Source organism: Amycolatopsis sp. cmx-11-12, from assembly GCF_046269425.1.
Taxonomy (GTDB): domain Bacteria; phylum Actinomycetota; class Actinomycetes; order Mycobacteriales; family Pseudonocardiaceae; genus Amycolatopsis.
This window is the reverse complement of the sequence record NZ_JADNQM010000014.1, coordinates 1-16,029: the sequence shown is the minus strand read 5'-3', so window position 1 is coordinate 16,029 and position 16,029 is coordinate 1. Positions and strand designations below refer to the sequence as shown.

At 69.8% G+C, this 16,029-nt stretch carries 13 protein-coding genes and 1 riboswitch; of the genes, 10 read left to right on the top strand and 3 right to left on the bottom strand.

Annotated elements, in window-relative coordinates; all coding sequences use genetic code 11:
• Nucleotides 1–24 precede the first annotated feature (24 nt).
• The 3 genes from ACLARN_RS20270 to ACLARN_RS20260 all read left to right on the top strand — a co-directional run bounded on the left by ACLARN_RS20270 (nucleotide 25) and on the right by ACLARN_RS20260 (nucleotide 4,083).
• Entirely contained in the window at nucleotides 25–621 is a 597-nt protein-coding gene (locus tag ACLARN_RS20270; protein ID WP_409492999.1) for a QsdR family transcriptional regulator, read from the top strand.
• 46 nt (nucleotides 622–667) lie between these two features.
• Nucleotides 668–3,046, top strand: coding sequence for a helix-turn-helix transcriptional regulator (locus tag ACLARN_RS20265; protein ID WP_409492998.1), 2,379 nt, complete (start codon nucleotides 668–670; stop codon nucleotides 3,044–3,046).
• Nucleotides 3,047–3,249: 203 nt separating this feature from the next.
• A complete protein-coding gene (locus tag ACLARN_RS20260) occupies nucleotides 3,250–4,083 on the top strand; it encodes an LLM class F420-dependent oxidoreductase (RefSeq protein WP_409492997.1) in 834 nt (277 codons plus the stop codon).
• Between the two features lie 453 nt (nucleotides 4,084–4,536).
• On the opposite strand, the gene ACLARN_RS20255 is transcribed toward ACLARN_RS20260, so the two are convergent.
• The gene (locus ACLARN_RS20255; RefSeq protein WP_409492996.1) at nucleotides 4,537–5,544 is read right to left on the bottom strand and encodes a prenyltransferase/squalene oxidase repeat-containing protein; all 1,008 of its coding nucleotides are present in this window, start codon (nucleotides 5,542–5,544) and stop codon (nucleotides 4,537–4,539) included.
• Between the two features lie 175 nt (nucleotides 5,545–5,719).
• Nucleotides 5,720–5,788, top strand: a riboswitch (cobalamin riboswitch).
• Nucleotides 5,789–5,879: 91 nt separating this feature from the next.
• Between ACLARN_RS20255 and ACLARN_RS20250 the strand changes: the two genes are divergently transcribed.
• From ACLARN_RS20250 to ACLARN_RS20225, 6 genes are read left to right on the top strand one after another with little or no spacing between them, the layout of a single operon-like run.
• The gene (locus ACLARN_RS20250) at nucleotides 5,880–8,579 is read left to right on the top strand and encodes a hypothetical protein (RefSeq protein WP_409492995.1); all 2,700 of its coding nucleotides are present in this window, start codon (nucleotides 5,880–5,882) and stop codon (nucleotides 8,577–8,579) included.
• Nucleotides 8,576–9,157, top strand: a complete 582-nt coding sequence (locus ACLARN_RS20245; protein WP_409492994.1) for a flagellar hook-length control protein FliK — start codon at nucleotides 8,576–8,578, stop codon at nucleotides 9,155–9,157. The genes ACLARN_RS20250 and ACLARN_RS20245 overlap by 4 nt, the downstream gene beginning before the upstream one ends.
• A complete protein-coding gene (locus tag ACLARN_RS20240; protein ID WP_409492993.1) occupies nucleotides 9,154–10,095 on the top strand; it encodes an ABC transporter substrate-binding protein in 942 nt (313 codons plus the stop codon). Before ACLARN_RS20245 ends, ACLARN_RS20240 begins: the two co-directional genes overlap by 4 nt.
• Nucleotides 10,095–11,222 carry an energy-coupling factor transporter transmembrane component T gene (locus tag ACLARN_RS20235; protein WP_409492992.1) on the top strand — a complete coding sequence of 376 codons (1,128 nt, stop codon included), beginning with the start codon at nucleotides 10,095–10,097 and terminating at the stop codon, nucleotides 11,220–11,222. Before ACLARN_RS20240 ends, ACLARN_RS20235 begins: the two co-directional genes overlap by 1 nt.
• Nucleotides 11,219–12,814 carry an ABC transporter ATP-binding protein gene (locus tag ACLARN_RS20230; RefSeq protein WP_409492991.1) on the top strand — a complete coding sequence of 532 codons (1,596 nt, stop codon included), beginning with the start codon at nucleotides 11,219–11,221 and terminating at the stop codon, nucleotides 12,812–12,814. The genes ACLARN_RS20235 and ACLARN_RS20230 overlap by 4 nt, the downstream gene beginning before the upstream one ends.
• Nucleotides 12,811–13,644 (top strand): ECF transporter S component, encoded by an 834-nt coding sequence (locus tag ACLARN_RS20225; protein ID WP_409492990.1) that lies wholly within the window; start codon nucleotides 12,811–12,813, stop codon nucleotides 13,642–13,644. The genes ACLARN_RS20230 and ACLARN_RS20225 overlap by 4 nt, the downstream gene beginning before the upstream one ends.
• 30 nt (nucleotides 13,645–13,674) lie before the next feature.
• Here the strand turns inward: ACLARN_RS20225 and ACLARN_RS20220 are convergent, their stop codons facing one another.
• Both ACLARN_RS20220 and ACLARN_RS20215 read right to left on the bottom strand, forming a co-directional pair.
• Nucleotides 13,675–14,028 (bottom strand): hypothetical protein, encoded by a 354-nt coding sequence (locus ACLARN_RS20220; RefSeq protein WP_409492989.1) that lies wholly within the window; start codon nucleotides 14,026–14,028, stop codon nucleotides 13,675–13,677.
• A gap of 30 nt (nucleotides 14,029–14,058) precedes the next feature.
• Nucleotides 14,059–14,700: an SRPBCC family protein gene (locus ACLARN_RS20215; RefSeq protein WP_409492988.1), complete on the bottom strand. Its 642-nt coding sequence runs from the start codon at nucleotides 14,698–14,700 to the stop codon at nucleotides 14,059–14,061.
• 135 nt (nucleotides 14,701–14,835) lie between these two features.
• Between ACLARN_RS20215 and ACLARN_RS20210 the strand changes: the two genes are divergently transcribed.
• On the top strand, nucleotides 14,836–15,498 hold the full coding sequence (locus ACLARN_RS20210) for a TetR/AcrR family transcriptional regulator (RefSeq protein WP_409492987.1): 663 nt from the start codon (nucleotides 14,836–14,838) through the stop codon (nucleotides 15,496–15,498).
• Nucleotides 15,499–16,029: the final 531 nt, after the last annotated feature.

The window sequence follows — 16,029 nt, the reverse complement described above, 5'->3', positions numbered from 1 at the left end:
CGGTCGCCCGTACGATCGGCGATCGTGAATCCCTCAGCCGAGGACATAGTCCGCACCGCCGCGCGGTGGATCGATCGCGGCGTCCGCGTCGACACCTCCGCCTTCGCCCAGGATCTGGGCATCTCCCGCAGCACCCTGTTCCGCCGCGCCGGAAACCGGGAAGACCTGCTCGGTGATGCCCTCTATTACCTGTCCGAGCGCACCCTGACGGCCGCCGTGCGCACCTGGGAGCGCGAAGAGGGCGACGTGGTGCGCAACGCGGCCGGTGAACTGCGCTGTCTCGCGATCATGCGCGAGTACCGCTCCGTGCTCGCGGCGAGCGCCGGGTTCCGCCGCTTCCTCGACGACGAGCCGGTGCTGGCGATCCGGCTGCTCACCGACCCCGACGGACGCGTCCAGCCGAGGGTCATCGCGGCGCATGTCGAGTTGCTGCGCCGCGACGTCGACGACGGCGGATTCGTGCCCGCGGTCGGCCTGGACAGCCTCTGCTATGCGATCGTCCGCTTGGGGGAGGCGTTCCTGTATTCGGACGTCCTCGCGTCGCGGACACCCGACCTCGACGCGGCGTCGACGCTGCTCGGAGCGCTGGTGGAGGGGCGGGTGCCCAGCCGGACCTTGTGAAACACTTGCGCCTGGTGTTTCATCGAAGGGATTCGAGGAGGCGCCGATGCCTGTCCGGGACGTCGTGTACCCGTTGCGGGGCAGGGACGACCTCTTCGGCGGGCTGCGGTCGGTCGCCGGGCACGCCGTCTTGGTCCGCGGGGCGGAAGGGCTGGGCAAGTCGGCCTTGCTCACCGCTCTGCGCGCCACGCTCGGTGTCCGCCTCGTCGGGGTGCGGGGTCTGCGGGCCGAACGCGCGTTGCCGTATGGCGCGCTGCATCGGTTGTTCGGCGCCCCGGTGTCCGGTGGTGTGGCGGCGCGCGATCGGCTCAGCGCCGTTTCGGTACCGACGATCTGCTGGGTCGACGACGCGCAGTGGGTCGACCCGGAATCCCTGTCGGCACTGGGTTTCGCGGCCCGGAGGCTGGCCGGGGCGCCGGTCGGGATGGTGCTCGTGTCGCGATCAGGGTCCGACGAGTTCGAGACCGTCGAGCTGACGCCGCTGACCGATTCCGCCGCTGACCTGGTGTTGCGGGACCGCGGTGTGCCCGCCGGCGTGCGGCCGCAGCTGGTCGAACTCGGTGGCGGTAATCCGGCCGATCTGGTCGCGCTGGCCGCCTCGCTGACTCCCGCGCAGGCGGCGGGCAGGGAACCGGTGTCGCCGGTCCTGCGGGAGCGGTTGCCCGGGTACACGGCGAGGCTCGACGCGATGCCGCCCGCCGAGCGTCTGCGTTTTCTCGTCACCTGTATGGACATTTCGGCGGGCAAGGCGACCTGGTACGCGGCGGCGTCACCGGCGGATCGCCGGGCGGCGCACGAGTATCTGGCCGCCGCGGGGGAGGGGCCGGACGTGCTCTGGCACCGCGCGATGGCGACCGCCGCGCCGTCCGAGCCGCTGGCCGATGCCCTCGTCGCGGCGCCCGCGGCGGATCACGCGGCCTCGGCGCGGCAGCTCGAACGTGCCGCCGTCTTGACCACCGACCGTTCGGTGCGGGCGGAACGGTTGCTGGCCGCGGCCGACGCGGCTTGGCAGGCGGGCAGGCCTGGATGGGCGCGGCTGCTGCTGTCGCGGGTCGACGCCGAACCGGGCGCGGTGGCGTTGCTGCACGGCGAGATCGAACTGCGCGACGGCGATCCGGCGGTCGCCACCCACGAACTCGGCACGGCGGCGGAACTGCTGGCCGATCCCGCGGCCGCGCTCCTGCTGGCGGGCGAGGCGCGGCGGCTCGGCGGTGACCTCGGTGGATACCGGGCCCTGGCACGGACGATCCCCGCCGGAGACGGCCTCGCCTTCGCGCATTTCCGCGGTATGACCTCGGTTTACGCCGGACGTCACGACGACGCCGACCTGCCACTGGACGACGCCGTCCGTCGGGGGATGTCCGGCGCCGACGTCGCCGGAGCCGTCTGGGCCGCCGAAGCGGCCTTCGCTCGTGGGCACGCCGAGCGGGCCCACGAGTACGCGGCCGCGGCCGTGAGCCGCGCGCGGCTCGGCAGGCGGCACGCGGAGCTGCCGTGGGCGTTGATCTACCTCTCGCTCTCGGCGATCGCGCTCGACCGGATCCCGTGTGCGCGGGCGGCGTCCCGCGACGGTTTGCGCGCGCCCCAAAACCTGCGGATGGAACACCTGACGCTGCTCGGGCTCGCCGCCGCGCTCCTCGGGGACCGCGTCCCGGAACTGGACGAAGCGACCGAGGGGATCGCCGAACGCGGCCTCGGCAGGCCCGCGGCTGTCGCGGCGTGGGCCAACGCCTGCCTCGACCTTGCCGAAGACCGGCCGGACGACGCCCTGAGCAGGCTCGAAGATCTCGCGTCGGGTGTTTCCGGCGACCAGCCGGTGATCCGCGTGCTCGCCACGCCGCAACTGGTCGAGGCCGCGGTGCATTCCGGCAAGCCCGAGCGCGCGCGGACGGCGCTGGAGGTGTTCGACCGCTGGACCCTGGCGGGGGCCGAACCGTGCTGGCTCGCACTCAGCCATCGCTGTCACGCGCTGACCGCGCCGGATCCGGTGGTGGCCGAGCGGCACTTCCGGCTGGCCATCGAGGCACACCGGCGCGCGGGCGGTGCGGTGGAACTCGCCAGGACCCGGTTCGCCTACGCCACCCTGCTGCGACGGCACCGGCGGGCCAGGGACGCACGCGACCAGTTCCGCGATGCCTTGCGCGGCTTCGAAAACGTCGGCGCGACCCGGTTCGCCGACCGGGCCCGCGCCGGGCTCCGCGCGACCGGCGAGACCGTCGACGCGCCACACCGGTCCCTCGCCGGGCTCACCCCGCAGCAGGACGCGATCACGCGGCTGGTGGCGGCGGGAGAGACGAACAAGGAGATCGCGCGGCGGCTGGTGATCAGCCACCGGACCGTGGACCACCACCTGCGGAACATCTTCACCGCACTGGGGGTCCGGTCACGCGTGGAACTCGCGCGCCGCGTCGCCGCCGGGGAGTGACCGACCCCCGCAATTAGTCCCCTAGTTGCGGTGGGTGGGTGCGACTCTCTCGGCTGGCTGTGTGGCTGACGTCCCCAATGTCGCATTGGAGACACTGAGCGTCTCCAATGCGACATTGGGAACACCGACCGCGGGACCCGCGTGCAATGAGGTGCCGAATTGCGGTGGGAATACCCGGGCCACGCGGGGAGTCGTTGCACGGTATGGACTTCGGTATCGCGACGGCAGTGACCGACGAAGGAATCCGGCCCCACGTGCTCGGGGCGGCCATCGAGGAGAAGGGGTTCGACTCCCTCTACCTCCCCGAACACTCCCACATCCCGGTGAGCAGGGAGTCCCCGTACCCCGGCGGTGAGCTGCCGCGAGGCGCCCTGCGCAACTTCGACCCCTTCGTGGCGCTCGCCGCCGTCGCGGCGGTCACGTCGAATCTCAAGCTGGGCACGGCGGTCGCCCTGATGATCCAGCGTGACGTGCTCTACACGGCCAAGGAGATCGCCAGTCTCGACCTGCTCTCCGAGGGACGGGTGATCTTCGGCGTCGGGGCGGGCTGGAACATCGAAGAGATGCGCAACCACGGCGTCGACCCGCGCACCCGAGGCGCATTGCTGACCGAGCAACTCCAAGCGCTCAAAGAGATCTGGACCAAGGACGAGGCCGAGTTCCACGGAAAGCACATCGACTTCGACCCGGTCTACTCCTGGCCGAAGCCGACGCGGAAGCCGCATCCGCCGATCTACGTCGCCGGTCAGGGCCCGGCCGGGCTCAAACGGCTCGCCGAGCACGCCGACGGGTGGCTGCCGCATTTCGTGACACCGCCGGAGGAGTTGCGCCGGGTCCGGTCCTGGCTCGCCGACCAAGGTCGCGAAGACGTCCGGATCAGCGTGTTCGGCGCCCCGGCCGATCCCGACTTGCTGAGGCGACTCGCCGACGCCGGGGTCGACGAGGTCTCCCTCATGCTGCCGACGCTGCCCGAGGCCGAGACCCTGGAGCACCTCGACGAGCTGGCGAAAACCATCGAGCCGCTCCGCGCCTCATAACACCATGGCTCGTGAGTGGTAAGGACGGTTCCCAACCCGAATCGCCACTCACGACCCACTGGCCCGGGCCGCCGTAAAGCCAACACCAGTCCGCCCCCGTGTCGCGAAAGCCACTTTCGGGACATCAGACGTCCCGAAAGTGGCTTTCGCGACACAGCCGCCGGACGTCACGGACCGAACCTGCGATCGATCGCACCCAAAACCCAGTAGGTACCTAAGACACGATCGGCCCTAACACGAATCGCCACTCAGGACCGACCCGATCCTCTCGGTGCCGGCGCCCTTGTCGTCTGAAGTACATGAAGGCCCCCTTCCTTGCGCCTAGCGAAAGGAAGGGGGCCTTCGCGTTGGGGCCGATGGTGGCGTTCCAGGTCCGTGAAGGACTCCTTGAGGGACTTTGGGTCCCTCAAGGAGTCCTTCACGGACCGCGGGTCCCGCCCCAGCGAGGTGACGTCACGGGCAGGCGAGCACCGGGGCCTGCGGACGGCCACCGCCGTGCAGGTCGCTCAGCGGAACCCTTGTCAGGCCGAGGATCGCCTGCGCGGTCGCGCGCGGGGCGGTCGCCGGGTTCAGGCCGGTGGCGTCGTAGGCGATCGCGCCGCGGTCCGCCACGGCACCGGCGCAGCCGGTCTGCATCGACCGCAGGAATTCCCGCGCCTTGACCGCGGCGGCGGGACGGTGACCGGCGAGCGCTTCCGCGGCGAGGCCGGTGCTGTTGGAGTTCGGGGCGTTCGCGCCAACGCCGAAGCCGCCGTTCGCGTGCTGCTTGGTGACCAGCCAGGAAGTGCCCTCACCGGCGTTCACCGCGTCACCGGTGGCGCGCAAGGCTTGCACGACCGTCGCGGTCGAGTCGACGTCGCTCGTGCACGTCGCTTCGCCGAAGTTCAGCGGGAAACCGCCGTCCGCGCATTGGGTGCCCGCGAGGAACGTCACGGCCGACGCGGGGGCGCCCGCGGGAGTGCGGTCCAGCGCCAGCAGGGCGAGCGACTGGCTGAAGGCGTTGGAGTAGTCGCCGAACTCGGACCGGTCGGAGAACCGGCCGGACGGCGCGAGTAGCGAGAGCAGTCCCGCCTTCAGGTCGACACCGCCGAACGACGCCGGGTTCTTGCCACGGACCTGCGCGGCCAGCAGCAGTTTGGCGTGCGCGCCCGCGTAGGCCTCGGTGCCGCCGCCGACGTAACCCGTGGTGATCTCCGGCTTCGCCAGCCAGGTGATCGCCTTGCCCGCGTTCGTGTCCGACACCCCGGCCGCGGCGAACGCGAAGATCGCGTCGATCGTCAAACCCTGGTCGGGGAACTTCTGGCCGCCGAAGTCGGCCTCGAACCTTTCCCCGTCGACCATCTGCCTGGCGAGCCAGCCCGCGGCGGCGTCCGCCTTGTTCGAGGTGGCAGCGGTCGCCGCCGGAGCGGCGACCAGTCCGATGCCGCACAGCATGGTGACAGCGAGGACCAAACGTCTCATGAGAACCCTTTCCAAGTGGACGACCCGAAGAGTCTCATCCCGGTCAAGCGCCGGGGTACCGCCGGGCGCGAGTATCGATGTGATCCTGGCAACCGACCTGGTCAGCGGTGCCTGCCGCGGGTAATCGGGTGTTAACCTCGGCGGGCTCGACAACTGAACACCGCCGCCCGTGACGGGGAAGCCGGTCGAAATCCGGCGCTGTCGCGCAACCGTGGGCCCTTTGACCAGGGCGAGCCGGGATGCCGCACGGGTGGATGAACGAACCACTGTCGCGATAAACAGGGGTGACCGCGGCGCCCCGCGCCTGTCCTCCGCCACGGCCGCAAGGAGGAGTCATGCGTCGCGGGTATCTGGCCGCATCGGCGTTCGCCATCAGTGTCGGCGTGGTCGCCGCACTGCTCACCGGCACGGCGACGGCCGCGGGCGACCGCGACGCGGCGCAGGCGAACTCCCGCTGGCTCGCGACCAAGCTGAAGCCGGACGGCACGTTCGAGAACCCCAACGGCGGCGCACTGCCCGACCACGGCCTGATGATCGACGCGCTGTTCTCGATGTACGCCTCGGGCGAGGGCAAGAGCGCCGAGCCGATCGTGAAGTTCCTCGACGACCATGGCCACGCCACCGACTACTTCACCTGGGACGGCCTCGTACCCGGCGCTGGATACGACAAGGTCATCGTCGGCGGTGCCGCGGCCAAGACCCTGGTCGCCGCCGAGGTCTCCGGCCGGAATCCCCGGAACTTCGACGGATACGACATGGTCGCCGAGACCAAGGGCGCGATCATGCGCAAGGGCCCCGACATCGGCCGGGTCAGCGACTACTCGAAGGATCCCGAACTCGCCGATTCCGTGCCCAACAACGCGAACATGTTCGGGCAGGCGCTCGGCGTGATCGGGCTCGCCGCGGTGGGGGAGAACGATCGGCTCGCCATCGACAAGATGGTGACGCAGCAGTGTTCCGAGGGCTATTTCCGCATCTTCTTCGGCTACGTCAAGACGACCGAGACCGGTGACCACGTCACGCCGACCGGTTACAAGGTCTCGACCTGCGACGAGGGCAGGCCGTTCGACCTGTCTCCCTCGGACGGCGACGCCACCGGTCTCGCGCTGTCGGCGATGCTGGCCGCGCGGAAGGCGGGCGCCGCGGGACTCGACGGGCCGATCGCCAGGACGGTTTCCTGGCTGATCGCGAACCAGACTCCCGGCGGTGGCTGGGGCGGTGGTGTCGGCACCGAAGCCCCGAACAGCAACAGCACCGGGCTGATCGTCCAGGCCCTCGCCGACGCCGGTGGCGCCGACGCGGCGGTGGACAAGGGCGTGCGGTTCCTCAAATCCGCGCAGGCGAACGCCGCGGCCGACTCCGGCAACAGGCTCGCCGGCGACCTCGGCGCGATCGCCTACAACCCGGATTCCTACGTCGCCGCGCGCACCAACGGCATCAGCGGGCTCGACACCTGGATCCGTGCCGGCGCCCAGGGTTCACTCGGGCTGTCCCAGATCGGGTTCTACTCGCTCGCGAAGGGGGCGGCGCCGCCGACGTCCACCACGTCCGACACGAGCACGCCCACCTCGACCACGAGCGACCCGGCGCCGACCAGCACCACCACGACCACTACGACGACGACTACCACCACGACGACCACGACTTCGACCACCACGACGTCGGTGACGCCGACGCCGGGAACGTCCTCGTCTCTCGCCCCCAGCTCACCAGCGCCGAGCACGGTCACCGTCACGGACACCCCGCCCGCGGCCAAACCCGAGGCGAACAAGCCCGCGCCGAAGACCACCGCGCCGAAGACCACCATGCCGAAGCCCAAGAAGGCCGTCACTCCGAGGGCGTCCTCGGGTGCACGGGTTCCGCCGCCCGCGGCGATTTCGACTCCCGTCGCGATCCCGGAAACGGCGACCCCGGCCTCCCGGCTGGGCACGTACCTGACGAACCGGCTCGTCGGCGGTGACCACGTCGAGGTCACCGAGGACGGCAAGACCTACGTCGACTACGACGCCACTGCGGATCTCGTGCTGGCATTGCGGGCGCTGGACGAGCAGCCGGACACGGTCGCTCGCGCGTCGAAGTTCCTGCTCACACCGGAAGCCGTGCAGGCCTACGCCCACGGTGCGCCGTATGAACAGAGCGGGGCGGCCTACGCCGAACCGCTCGCCAAACTCGTGCTCGTCGCCGAGTTCGCGAAGGCGGACGTCGCCGGTCAAATGCGCGCCGATCTGGTGAAACTCCGGGGCGAGGACGGAAAGTTCACTGACACCGGTTCCTTCGCCGACGCCGACGAGACGGTCGAGAGGCACGCTTGGGCGCTGCTCGCCACCGCCGCCGATCCCGGCGCCGCGGTCGAACTGCTGCTCTCGCGCCAATGCGCCGACGGCACTTTCCCGAAGCACCTCGACACCGCGGAATGCGGCTCCGGCGATCTCGGTGCGACGGCCGCCGCGGTCACCGCGCTGGCGGTCCGGCCGGTCACCGACGCGGCGCCGTCGACCAAACGACCGGACGGCTGGTCCGAGCGGCGCGTGTCGGCGTTCGTCTCCGCGGTGGGCGCCCTCGGCGTCCGGCCGACCGGCACGGGCATGGTGACCGGGGAAGCCGGTGAGCCGGACGTCGCGCTCAGCGCCTCCGTCGCGGCCGCACGGCAGATCGCGGGCCTCGACGCGAGCGGCACCGCACGGTCGCTGGGCAAGCTGGTGCAGGCCGATGGCGGCTTCGCCAAGGGATCCGTCGTGGCGAGTGACGGGAAGACCGACTTCCCGACCAGTTTGGCCGCCGCGCAAGGTGTCGCGGGGCGCTCCTGGCTCACCGCCGCGGATTCGCCGCTGTCGCCCGCGATCCGGCTGCCGCTCTCGGAGGCAGGCGCCGCGAACGCCGTTTCCGGCACCCAGTTGCAGGCCGCCGCCCAGTCCACTCAGCCGACGTGGATGACCTGGGGACTCGTCGGCATCGCGGTGCTCCTGCTGGCCGCCGCGATCGTGCTCATCTTCCTGCTTCGCCGTTTCATCAAAACCAAGGGGGCAACACCATGAGAAGACTGCTCGCCGTCACGTCCGTCCTCATCGGACTGACCGGACTCGCCACCGCCGTGGCCGCGCCCGCACAAGCCGCGGGGTACAACGGGATCTGCACCGGCAACGACGCCCTCACCGGCGTCACCGTCGTGGTTGACTTCCAGGAATTGGACGGCAACGGCGGCACCGCCGCGCCGACGATCACCCGGTGCTCGCCCAACGCGAATCCCGGCACCGACCGCACCGGAATCAAGGCGTTGCAGGACGCCGGGATCGCCGTCGCCGGTACCGCCCGCTGGGGGCTCGGTTTCGTGTGCCGCCTGGAAGGCCGTCCGTCCGCGACGGAGACCATCCCGCTGTCGAGCAACCCGAACTACAAGGAACCGTGCGTCAACACCCCGCCCGCCGGCGCGTACTGGGGTTACTGGTACGCCGACGGTTCCGGGTCCACCTGGACCTACAGCAGCCATGGCGCGCTCAACCGCAACGTCGTCCCCGGCGGTTTCGAGGGCTGGTCGTTCTCGCTGAACAAGTCGGCCACGACCAACCCGCCGCCCGGTGTCACGCCGACCAACCCGGCTCGCACTGTCCAATGAGGAGGGTCTTCGGGGTGGTGGCGGCGATCTTCCTGATCGCCGCCACGGCGCCCGCCGCCCACGCGGTCGACCAGAGCAAGGGATATCCGGGTTTCTGCAGAGACGCCACCGGGGTGACCGTGGTCGTCGACTTCCAGCAACTCGGCGGCACGACCATCGTGCGCTGCAATCCCCAGCCCACCCGCGGCACCGGGCTGGACGCGCTCAAGGGCGCGGGTTTCCAGATCGCGGGCGCGCAGCGATGGGGCGAGGCGTTCATCTGCCGGGTCGAGAACCGCCCGTCGGCCGCCGAGAACGTCCCGATCGCCGGTCGTGAGAAGTACCGCGAGCTGTGCATCGACACGCCGCCGGCGCAGGCCTACTGGTCGTACTGGCACGCCTCGAACAACTGCGCGTGGGACTACAGCCAGTGGGGCGTCAAGAACCGCGACTTCACCCCCGGTGGTTTCGAAGGCTGGTCGTTCTCGCTGAACGCCACCGCGGAGTCCAACCCGATCCCGCGGGTCTCCGCCGTGCGCCCGGGAACCGAGAGCCAGCCTTGTGTGCCACGTGAGGAAGCCAAACCCGTCACCGACGACCCGGACGAACGGCAGCAGCGACCGCAAGGCGGCAGCGGGCAGCAGCAGACGGGCGACGGTCCACAGTCGACAGCGGAAGCCGATGCCGGGCAAGGGGAAGCCCCGGCTACTGGCCCGAGTGCCGGTGCGCTGCCGCCGCCCAAGCCGCGTCCGAGCGCCTCGGCGCGGCCGCAGGCGAAGGATCCGTCGATGAACGTCGCGTTCACCGGCGGCGAGAACGCGGAGGACGTCAACGCGGTGATCAAACGCGAGTCCGGCGCCAACGACTGGGCGCCCTGGGCCGCGGGCGGAGCCGTGCTGGCCTTGTGTGTGGCCGGATTCTTCTTGGCACGCAGACGGAAACGCGCGCAGGGAGCCTGATGACGTCCTACTTCCTGCCGCGCGACCTGCATCCGGCCGCCTGGTGGGTGTGGGCGCTCGGCCTCGCCGTCGCCGCGACCCGGACGACGAACCCGTGGCTGCTGCTGACCATCGTGGCCGTCGCGGGGTACGTCGTCGTGGCCCGGCGATCCGAAGCGCCGTGGGCGCTGGCGTTCCGGCTCTACCTGTACCTCGGCGCGTTCATCGTGGTGATCCGCGTGTTCTTCCGCGTCGTGTTCGGCGGCGCCGAGGGGTCCACGATCATCCTGCGGCTGCCCGAAATCCCGCTGCCCGAATGGGCGGCCGGTATCCGGCTCTTCGGTGACGTGTCCGCGGAATCGTTGCTTGGCGGGCTTTACGACGGGATGCGGCTGGCCACGATGGTGATCTGCCTCGGCGCGGCCAACGCGCTGGCGAATCCGAAACGCCTGCTGAAGGCGATGCCGCCGGCGTTGTACGAGGTCGGCACCGCGGTTATCGTCGCGCTTTCGGTGTTCCCGCAACTCGCCGAAAGCGTGCTGCGGGTCCGGCGGGCTCGCAAGCTGCGGGGCGGTTCGGGCAAGAAGAAGGTGAAGGCCTTGCACACTGTCCTCATCCCGGTGCTGGAGGACGCGCTTTCCCGCTCGCTGCAACTCGCCGCGTCGATGGACTCACGCGGCTACGGCCGTGCGGGAATGGTCGAAGCGCGTGCCCGGCTGCTCACCGGCACGCTGATGATCATCGGCTTGATCGGCGTCTGCGTCGGCGTTTACGCCACTTTGGACGGTTCGACGCCCCGATACCTCGCCGCGCCGGTGCTGACCGCCGGAGTGCTGGTCGGGCTCGCCGGATTCTGGTCCGCGGGCAAACGGGTCCAGCGCACCCGCTACCGGCCCGATCGCTGGCAGCTGCCCGAACTCGTCGTGGCCGCGAGCGGGATCGGCGTGGCGGCGATCCTGTTCACGACGTCCGCCGTGAACCCGATGAACATGAACCCGTCACTGATCGACCTGTCCTGGCCGTCGCTGTCGTGGGGGCCGTTGCTCGGGGTGCTGATCGGCGTGCTGCCCGCCTTCCTGACCCCGGTGCCCGAACCCCCGCACGCCGCGCTGGAAGAAGCAGCGCACGAAAAAGAAGCGCACGCATGATCGAACTGAATCAGGTCTCCTTCACCTACCATGGCCGCTCCGAACCGGTGCTGTCCGACGTGACGCTGTCCATCGGCGAAGGCGAACTCGTGCTTTTCGCGGGTCAGACGGGGGCGGGGAAGTCGACGCTGCTCGGCACGATCAACGGTCTCGTCCCGCATTTCACCGGCGGTCACCTGGACGGCACGGTGTCCGTCGACGGCATCACGACGAGGTCCCGGCCGCCGCGCGAGTTCGCGCACCTGGTCGGTGTCGTCGGCCAGGACCCGCTCGCGGGCTTCGTCACCGACACCGTCGAGGACGAACTGGCGTACGGGATGGAACAACTCGGCCTCGACCCGCAGGTGATGCGGCGCCGCGTCGAGGAAACCCTGGATCTCCTTGGTATCGCTGAACTTCGTCGTCGTGCGCTACGGACCCTGTCCGGTGGGCAGCAGCAGCGGGTGGCGATCGGCTCGGTGCTCACCACCCACCCGAAGGTGCTCGTGCTGGACGAACCGACGTCCGCGCTGGACCCGACGGCGGCCGAGGAAGTGCTGGCGACGCTCGCCAGGCTGGTGGAGGACCTCGGCACGACGGTGCTCATGGCGGAGCACCGGATGGAACGCGTGATCCCGTTCGCGGACCGGATGATCTACCTGCCCGGCACCGGGGGAGTGGTGGACGGCCCGCCGCCCGAGGTGCTGAAGGACATGCCGATCGCGCCGCCGATCGTCCAATTAGGACGGCTGGCGGGCTGGGATCCGCTGCCGATGACGGTGCGCGACGCCCGTCGCCGGGCTTCTTCGCTGTCACTGGGGACTCCGCCGGATCGGACCGTGACCGCGGGCGAGAAGCTGCTGACCGCGTCCGGAGTCGTCGTACGGTACGGGCCGAAGGTCGCGGTGCGGGAAGTCGATCTCACCCTGCGCGCCGGTGAGGTGCTGGCGATGATGGGCCGCAACGGTTCCGGCAAGTCGTCGCTGCTGTGGGCGGTGCAGGGTTCCGGCCCGCGGCAGGGCGGCAAGGTCGCCGTCGAGGGCAAGGACCCGAAGACCCTGAGTAGCGCCGCGGCCCGCGCCCTCGTCGGCATGGTGCCGCAGACCGCGAGCGACCTGTTGTACTTGCAGACCGTCGCCGCCGAATGCGAGGCCGCCGACGCGGAGTCGGGCGCGGAACCGGGTTATTGCCGGGGTCTGCTCGACAGGCTCGCTCCAGGCACCGACCCCGCTTCGCATCCGCGCGACCTGTCGGAGGGACAGCGTCTCGCGCTCGTGCTCGCGGTGCAGTTGTCCGCCGCGCCGCGGATCATGCTGCTGGACGAACCCACCCGAGGCCTCGACTACACCGCGAAATCCGCGCTGGCGCAGATGATCGCGTCGCTGACGGCCGAAGGCAAGGCGGTGGTCGTCGCCACGCACGACGTCGAATTCGTCGCGACGATCGCGCACCGCGTGGTCGTGATGGCGGAAGGAGAGGTCGTCTCGAACGGTCCGACCGGCGAGGTGCTCGGTGGCTCGCCGGCGTTCGCGACACAGGTCGCCAAGATCCTCGGCGAACCGTGGCTCACCGTCGACGACGTCCGCTCGGCGCTTCCGCAGGAGGTCCGGTGAACACCGCTCCCGCCGTCCGGCTGGGCCCGCGCTCGGCGACGGTGCTCGGGCTCGCCTCGCTCGCCGGGCTGATGATGTTCGTGTGGCCGCTGCTGGTCCGCGTCGAACCGCAGTCGATGCAGCACGGCCCGGACGCGCCGTTCGTGTTCATCGGCATCCTGCCGATCCTGATCGTCATCGTGCTGGCCGAGATGTCCGAAGGGGGCATGGACTCCAAGGCCCTCGCGATGCTCGGCGTCCTTTCGGCGGTGAACGCGGCGCTGCGGCCACTGGGGGCGGGGACCGCGGGTATCGAGACCGTGTTCTTCCTGCTGGTGCTCGCCGGACGGGTGCTCGGCCCCGGCTTCGGTTTCGTGCTGGGCTGTACGTCGCTGTTCGCGTCGGCGTTGCTGACCGCGGGTGTCGGACCGTGGCTGCCGTTCCAGATGATGTGCTCGGCGTGGATCGGGATGGGCGCCGGGTTGCTGCCGCGCCGCGTCACCGGCAAGGCCGAGATCGCGATGTTGGTGGGCTACGGGATCTTCGTCGCGTATGTGTTCGGATTCCTGATGAACCTGTGGTTCTGGCCGTTCATCACCGACGCCGAAGTGCCATACCACGACGGGCACATTTCGTACGTTCCCGGCGCTCCGCTGCTGGAGAACCTGCACCGGTTCGCCGTGTTCACACTGCTGACCTCGACGGCGGGCTGGGACACCGGGCGGGCGATCACGAACACGGTCGCGATCCTGGTGCTGGGGCCGGCCGTGCTGGCGACTCTGCGGCGGGCCTCGCGGAAGGCCTCGTACGGCGTGATCCCCTCGTTCACGGACGGCGTGCCCCGCAAGTAGTCACCTACTCGCGGGGCACAGCGCCGGTGCTCAGCGGGACTTCCGGCGCAAGACGTGGAAAGCGACGGCGAACGCCACTCCCACGGCCACGATGATCGCGGCGAAGACGGGGTGCATGTCCTTGGAGAGGCTCTGTGCGCGTTCGGGTCCGATCGCCCAGAGCGCCAGGGGCGTGAGGTAGGCCGCGGTGAGGGCGATCGCGCCCCAGCGAAGCGCCTTGAGCCGGGCGTCGCGCAAAGTGCCGATCAGGACGAGGGCGACCGGGACGATGGCGATCATCGCGAACTGGCCGATGATCATGATCGGGACGGCCCAGGCCGAGATGATGACGGAGCGCGGGGCGCGGCGGGTGGTGGTTTCGCGGTCGAGCGTCTGGGTGGACATCGTTTCCTCCTGAAGGCGGGCGGGTGTGAGTCAGCAGTGGGATTCGGCGGTGGCTTTGAGATCCTTCAGCCAGGCTTCGAGGCCCCAGCCGAGGAATTTGGTCGCGGTGGGCACGTCGGCCTCGACCTGGGCGCCGGACCAGTTCTCCTCGGTGCGGACGAGGACGCCGCCCTTGACCTCGGTGAAGTTCCAGACGTGGATGCCGTTGTCGATACTCAGACCCTCGCCGACCGCGGGCCCGCTCCAGCGGATGCACTTGCCGCGCTGGATCTGGTGCACGGTCGAGGTGATCGACAGCGTGGTGGCGGGGGTAGTGGCGGTGGGCGGCGCCGGGGTGGTCCAGCGGAACCGGGAGTTCTTCCGGAGCGGGCCCCAGTCCAGGCGCTCGTTGGTCAGGACCGGCTCCTGCCAGGACGGCCAGCGCTCGACGTCGGTCTGTAGCCGCCAGATCTTGCTCAGGGGAGCGTTGATGAGGGTCTCGGTCCGGTAGTGGATCGGGGCCGTCGTGTCGATGGTCTTGCCCTGGCACGACAGCGGGGCGGGGGTGGCGGTGGCGGCCTGGGCCGGCGTGACGACGCCGCCCAGCAAGCCGACGGTCAACGGGAGGGCGAGTACGGCGGCACGTGCGGCGGTGCGGCGGCGGGTCTTCGGGGCGGGCTGGGTGTCCGTCATGGTTCTTCTCCTCGCCTGGGGGCTAGTTAGTGCTACTTGTGATAGTTAGAAGCTATAACCACGACAGCGCGAGTGTCAATAGAGAAAGTGATAACCTCTAACTGAACGCGGCGATGGACCCGGAAGGAGCAGTCGATGGACGCGAAGACCTCGCGCGAGCGCTACCGGGCTCAGGTGTGCGCGGAGATCAAGCGGTACGCGTGGGAACAGCTCGCCACCGCGGGCGTGTCCGCGTTGTCCCTCAACGCGATCGCCAAACATGTGGGCATGAGCGGCCCCGCGCTGTACCGGTACTTCACCAGTCGCGACGACCTGATCACGGACCTCATCCGCGACGCCTATCGGAGCCTCGCCGACACCGTCCAGGCCGCCGCGGATTCAGGCGGCGGCGTGGCCGAAGTCGCCTACGCCATAAGGGATTGGGCGCTGGCGGACCCTCAGCGATACCTGTTCGTCTACGGCACGCCCATCCCCGGCTACCGTGCGCCCGACGACACCACGAAGATCTCGAACGAGATCATGACCGTGCTGCTCGACGTCCACGCCGAGTGTCCCGAAGGTGGGCGGGCGACGCCGTTCGAAGCTCATCTCGACGATCATCGCGACTGGGCTGGTGGCAGGCCGGTGGCGTCCGCGGTTCTCCGTAGTGCGGTGACCTTCTGGACCCGGATCCACGGCGTCTTGTCTCTCGAACTGGCTGGGCACTTCGCGGGTATGGGGTTCGATCCTGCTGTGCTCTTCGCGGCCGAGTTGGACGATCTGGTGGGCGGGGGGCTTTGGACTTCTGCGACGGGCTAGGTAGGTGGGCCAGTCGGCTCGTGCCGCGAGCACTTTGATGAGGGTGCAGCCGCTGAGTGAGCAGGCCCGTGGGCGCTCGTGTCGATGAGGGAGATGACGCCGATCTCGTCGTCGAGGCAAAAGGTGTCGTGCTGGCGGTCGGGGCGCTGGTGTCACGTCCGTCTCAGTGTCATCAGGGACCACGGTGGCGGGTAGTGAAGGACTCTTTCCTTACTCGGGGGCGTCCCAAATCCTTCATCGCCAGCCTCGCGCAGCGACCAATAGCCACCCGACCTGAAGACCCTGACTTTGCCGGGACTCTGCCTTGGCCTGGCGACCGTGGCTCCTTGATCAAGAGTCGCGGGCTTCGGGTCTCGTGTGGGCATGCCGAGGGGCCCGTCGCCGGTGTGGCTGGCGGGCTCCTCGGTCAGAGTCAGGCGGGGAGGGTGTTGCGCCGGGTTCTTCGTAACGGATCCAGGTACTGGGGCGGGATGAATTCCGGCAGCCCGTCGGCCGCCATGCGGACTTCCCAGTCGCCGTGGTGGATCAGCC